A 5,009-nucleotide genomic window follows, 5' to 3' on the forward strand; every position below is an offset into this window, starting at 1 on the left:
GGCATGTCGTGCGTCGGCTATCATCAGCCCGTGGATATATCCGGCCTGCTGCTGCGACTGATGCTGCTTCTGACCCTGGTGCTGAATGCACCGGCGTTGGCGCTTGCCTCGGGCGGGGTCAACGGTCAGGCCGGCGATGGTCATTGCGGTGCGCCCCACGAGAGCGCCAACACTGCGATCTCTGCCGCGCCCGCCTGCTGCGATGACCAGGACGCAGGTGCGTGCAGCAGCGAGGTTTGTGAGTGTGTGCAGCCCAGTGTGGCCATGCTGCCGCCGGCGCGAAGCCTTGCTGCATGGCCGCTGCGTGCAGTGCCCGGCGAGGCGCTGCGACCCGGTCATCCGGCGCCTGCGCTGCCTCACCTGATCCGTCCGCCGATCGCCTGATCGCGCGCAGGCATTGCATGCCTGTCGTCCTGCAGTATCCCCCTCATCAACTGACCCACGCGCATCCGTCGTGTGGGTGGCAGGCGCTCGCGCCTGCGATTGCAAAGGACAACCTGACACATGAACCGCACGCTTTCCCTGAGCCTGTTGCTTACCACCGTTCTGCTGGGCAGCGCCTGCGCGCGCGCCTCCGAAGAAGCCGTGTCCTCGCCCGCAGCCGCCACCGAAACTGCCTCGGCGGTCGCGGTCGCGGTCGCGGTCGCGGTCGCGGTCGCGGCTGGGCCGACGATCGATCCCGAACTGCCGCTGGCCATCGTTCACAAGACGGCCAGTTGTGGTTGCTGTGGCGTGTGGGCCGACCACCTGAAGGCTGCCGGCTTCCCGGTTGAGATACGCGACACCGATGACATGCATCCGGTCAAGCAGCGCCTCGGCGTACCGGCCGGCAAGGCGTCCTGTCATACGGCTGAGATCGATGGCTACGTGGTGGAAGGCCATATTCCGGCCAGCGACATCAAGCGCCTGCTGACGGAACGGCCGACGGTGCGTGGCCTGGTGCTGCCCGGCATGCCGGCCGGCTCGCCGGGCATGGAAATGCCGGATGGCTACGTGCAACCGTACACCGTCGAGCTGGTGCGCACCGACGGCAGCACCGAGCCCTTCGCCCAGCACGGCCAGGGAGGCTGACAGTCAGTGGCGGTGCCGGTCGGTCTGACCGGCACCCTTCCACGCGGCCTGTGTAGAGCCGAGCCCACGCTCGGCTGCTTTCTGCCTGCAAGCGGAACATCGGCTCGGCTACAGGATCAGCGGGCCCCGGCCGCTTCCTTGGCCAGCTGCGCGTCGAACTTCTTCTCGGCCTCATCCGCATAGGCCTTGCAGGTCAGGGCCTTGGCACCGGCCTTGGCACCAGCGCTGTAGTTCCAGTTGCTGGCACCAGGATGCGGGGTCAGCAATTCGTCGCAGGGCAGCGCCCGCACCGTCGCGAAGCTGCGCTTGTAGTCCTCGATCAGGCGCGGATAGCGAGGGTTGTCCCTCAACTGGTAACCCGGTGYGCTCAGGCTGTCAGCGTAGGCGATGCGCACCGGCGTGCCATCGCGGGTGTCGGTCCAGGTCCAGGCGGTACTGCCCGGCGTATGGCCCGGCATGAAGTGCGCGGTGAAGTCGATGCCGCCCACCGTGACCACTTCGCCATCCATGATGATGCGGTCGGCGTTGGCCGGCGGATAGGTGATGCCGTCGCCGAAGTGCAGGTCGTTGCTGCCCCCGCGCGCCAGCAGCACCGCCGATTCTGCATTGGCCACGATCTGCGCACCGGTGCCGCGCTTGAGCGCAGCAACCGGGCCGGCGTGGTCGGCGTGGGCATGGCTGAGCAGGATCAGGCGCAGGTCCTGCGGCGCAACACCGCGCACTTTCATGTTGCGCAGCAGGTGGTCGGCCATCTGCGGCATGCCGCCATCGAGCAGCACCGCGCCCTGCGGCGTCTGCACCAGCAGCGCGGTCAGGTCTTCGGTGCCGATCTGCCAGGTGTGGTCGGCAATCTGCAGCGGCGCCATCGGCTGCAGCCAGGAGGCATCCACGGTGTAGGCACGCAGCTGCGGCAGCGGCGGTTCGGCGGCAGAAGCCGCAACGGGAAGCAGGGCAGCGAGCGTGATGGCGAGGGTCTGCAGGCGCATGGGAGGACACCGATGAAGGAGGCCCAGAAACTAGCATGGGCCTCCTTCGTCGCGTCACGCATAGATTTCATGGCACCCATAAGGGCGCCATGGGCCCGTGCGGCAACGCCAGTGCAGCGTCATCTACTGTGGCCCTGGTGACGGACAACGGGATTGTTCGCCGCTTCCGGAAAGTGAATCCACGATCACCCTCTGCCGCGCACACTCGGCCGCAGATAGGCTGCAGGGCAGCCATCGGGGAGAGTGACCATGCACGTGCTTCTGGTGATCTTCGGCGGGTTCCTGCTGCTGGGCGTCTTCGCCCTGTTCGGCAGGCTCTGGAGCACCGGCAGCTCGCAGCTGCCCACGGCGCTGTTGGCCTTCATCGGCACCTGGCTGCTGGTGTCGGTGGCCAATCTGTGGGTGGGGATCAGCCGGGCGGGCTATACAGTGCGCGAGGAGTTGCCGATCCTGCTGCTGGTGTTTGCCGTTCCGGCGCTGGTGGCCGGTGTCATTTTCTGGCGGCTGGGCCGCTGAAGCGAGGATCCGCGATGCCGGCATCACCCCGTCTTCCTGCCCTGCGTCGCCGCGACGGCCATCATGCGCGGGTGACCTACGAAGAACTGTTCTTCGATCTGGTCTACGTGTTCGCCGTCACCCAGCTCAGCCACCACCTGCTGCACCACCTGGGCCTGCTGGGCGTGCTGCAGACGCTGGTGCTGTGGTTTGCGGTCTGGCTCGGCTGGCAGTACGCGTGCTGGGTCAGCAACTGGTTCGACCCGGAGGCGCCTCGCATCCGCGGCCTGATGTTCGTGACGATGCTGCTGGCGTTGCTGATGTCTTCGTCCATCCCCGAAGCCTTTGCCGGACGCGCGTGGATATTCGCCGGCGCCTACGCCACGATGCAGGTGGGGCGGACGCTGTTCGTCCTGCTGGAAGTAGGGCGCGCACACCCGCTGGCCGCCAATTTCAGGCGCATGCTGGCCTGGGTCAGCGTGTCGGCCTGCTTCTGGCTGGCCGGCGCAGCGGTCGAAGGCAATGCGCGGCTGGCGCTGTGGGCGCTGGCCGTCGCCTGCGAATACATCTCGCCGATGTTCGGCTTCGCGTTTCCCGGCCTCGGTCGCTCGCGTACCCGCGAGTGGACCATCGAAGGTGGGCATCTGGCCGAGCGCTGCCAGCTGTTCGTGATCGTCGCACTGGGTGAGACGCTRCTGGCAACCGGCGGCGTGCTGAGCGAGGTGGAGCAATGGAGTGGCGCGGTGGTGTCGGCAGTGCTGGCGACCTTCGCCGGTACGATCGCGATGTGGTGGCTGTATTTCGGCATCTCCAGCCGGGACGCTACCGACACCATCACCCGTTCCGACGACCCCGGTCGCATCGGCGCCTATTTCCACTACGTGCACGCGCTGCTGATCGCCGGCATCATCGCCACCGCCGTCGGCAATGATCTGGTGATGGACGAGCCGGAGGCGGCAGTGACCCTGCCGTATGCCGCGATGCTGGCGGCGGGACCGTTGATCTACCTGCTGGGCAGCGCACTGTACAAGCGGGCGGTCTACGGCCGCGTGCCGCGTTCGCACCTGGCGGGGGCGGCGGCGCTGGTGGTGCTCGGTTTCGTGCTGCCATGGATGCACCTGCTGGCCGCAGGGTGGCTGACAAGCATCGTACTGCTGGCGGTGGGGCTGGCCGATACACGGCTGAAGCACCGGCATCTGCTGCGGGACTGACCGCCTGTCAGGACGGTGCCTGACAGGTCGCGACGGATCGAACTCAGCCCCGTCCTATGGGGAGGGGGGCAGGGCGTCGATAGCCTCGTGATCCCATCACCGGCCCTTCCACGAGAGCGCCGCCCCGACGCTGTGCGCCGGGCCGCCTCCTGCTCCCCCATGCACTGGTTTCCCTCCCTTCCACCGCTGTTACGCGGCCGCAGCTCCTTCGACGGCGAAGACTGCGACGTCAGTGCGCTGCGCCGCTACCAGCATCGCGTGCTGCTGTGGGGCGGCTGCCTGCTCAGCCTTGCCATCGTGGCCGGGGTGGTCGCGCTGGTGCTGCTGCACGCCAGCGGCTTCCAGACACGTCGTCTGGAAGGGCTGCAGCGCACCCATGCCGCAGTCGAGGCGCATCTGGTGGCGGCGGACGCGGCACACCAGCGCATGTTGAACATGGCCGAGTATGCCTGGCGACATCGTCCGGACAGCGACGTCGCCACCCGGCTGGCAGAGCGGCAGCGCTACCTGGCCGGTGGTCAGCGGATGATCGTCAGTGCCGGGCCCGAAAGCGCTCCGCAGATGGTGCTGGGGGTCGGGACCGACACCTGGCCCCTTGCCCGCTTGGACCGCTATCTCACATTGGCCCATTCGCTGTCGGTGATCCGCAGGCTGAGCACGCCACAGGGAGAACCGGATACGGCTGCCAGCGGCTTCTTCTTCGATCCCAGCCACCAGTTCCTGGTGCTGGGGGACGGCTTGACCGAACAGCGCCTGCTGGCTGCCACCGGGGCCGGCCATCGTGCGGGATTGTTCCGGTACCTGCAGCTGCTGTCGACGCCCTCCGCAGCTGCTGTGCCTGGCACGGCCAGCGACATGCAGATCACCTTGGTGCGCCATCCTGTGAGCGCCGCACCTTCGATTGCGGTGCGGCTTTCGGCGCACGACAAGGGCGGTGCGATCGGTACATTCGTGACCCTGGAACCGACAGATCGACTCGCACGGGTGATGGCGGTTGCAGATCGCGGCACGTCATTCGTGTTGACCGCTGATGGCCGTGTGGTTGCCGGCACCGCGGATGCCACCGGATTGCCGCTGGGCAGCGCAATGCGTGCGCTGCGTGCTGGCAGGCAGGGCGACGAGTCCGTGGTTGCATTCCGGCAGGGGCCGCGCTTCTACCAGGCGTTGCGTGTTGCCGGCACCGACTGGCTGCTGGTGAATACCTATTGCGTGGGTGACATCGCCCAGGATGGCAGGCGCCTGTACG

At 67.4% G+C, this 5,009-nt stretch carries 5 protein-coding genes and 1 pseudogene; 5 read left to right on the forward strand and 1 reads right to left on the reverse strand.

Features of this window, described 5'->3' with window-relative positions:
- Together AB4Y84_RS12940 and AB4Y84_RS12945 are read left to right on the forward strand one after the other, a co-directional pair.
- A partial coding sequence (locus AB4Y84_RS12940) for a CopL family metal-binding regulatory protein (protein WP_442250239.1) occupies positions 1–384 on the forward strand: 384 nt, incomplete at its 5' end.
- A 120-nt stretch (positions 385–504) separates the two neighbouring features.
- Positions 505–1,071, forward strand: a complete 567-nt coding sequence (locus AB4Y84_RS12945) for a DUF411 domain-containing protein (protein WP_442243651.1) — start codon at positions 505–507, stop codon at positions 1,069–1,071.
- A 116-nt stretch (positions 1,072–1,187) separates the two neighbouring features.
- Here AB4Y84_RS12945 and blaL1 read toward each other — a convergent pair whose 3' ends face one another.
- A complete protein-coding gene (blaL1, locus tag AB4Y84_RS12950) occupies positions 1,188–2,057 on the reverse strand; it encodes a L1 family subclass B3 metallo-beta-lactamase (protein WP_442250240.1) in 870 nt (289 codons plus the stop codon).
- Between the two features lie 249 nt (positions 2,058–2,306).
- On the opposite strand from blaL1, the gene AB4Y84_RS12955 reads away from it, so the two are divergent.
- From AB4Y84_RS12955 to AB4Y84_RS12965, 3 genes and pseudogenes are all read left to right on the forward strand, one after another.
- The gene (locus AB4Y84_RS12955; protein WP_312785578.1) at positions 2,307–2,573 is read left to right on the forward strand and encodes a hypothetical protein; all 267 of its coding nucleotides are present in this window, start codon (positions 2,307–2,309) and stop codon (positions 2,571–2,573) included.
- A 14-nt stretch (positions 2,574–2,587) separates the two neighbouring features.
- The gene (locus AB4Y84_RS12960; protein WP_442243650.1) at positions 2,588–3,763 is read left to right on the forward strand and encodes a low temperature requirement protein A; all 1,176 of its coding nucleotides are present in this window, start codon (positions 2,588–2,590) and stop codon (positions 3,761–3,763) included.
- Between the two features lie 159 nt (positions 3,764–3,922).
- Positions 3,923–5,009: pseudogene (locus AB4Y84_RS12965) on the forward strand (hypothetical protein); the annotation flags it as partial.

The sequence above is a fragment of the Stenotrophomonas sp. 2YAF22 genome, from assembly GCF_052114665.1.
GTDB classification, from domain to species: domain Bacteria; phylum Pseudomonadota; class Gammaproteobacteria; order Xanthomonadales; family Xanthomonadaceae; genus Stenotrophomonas; species Stenotrophomonas indicatrix.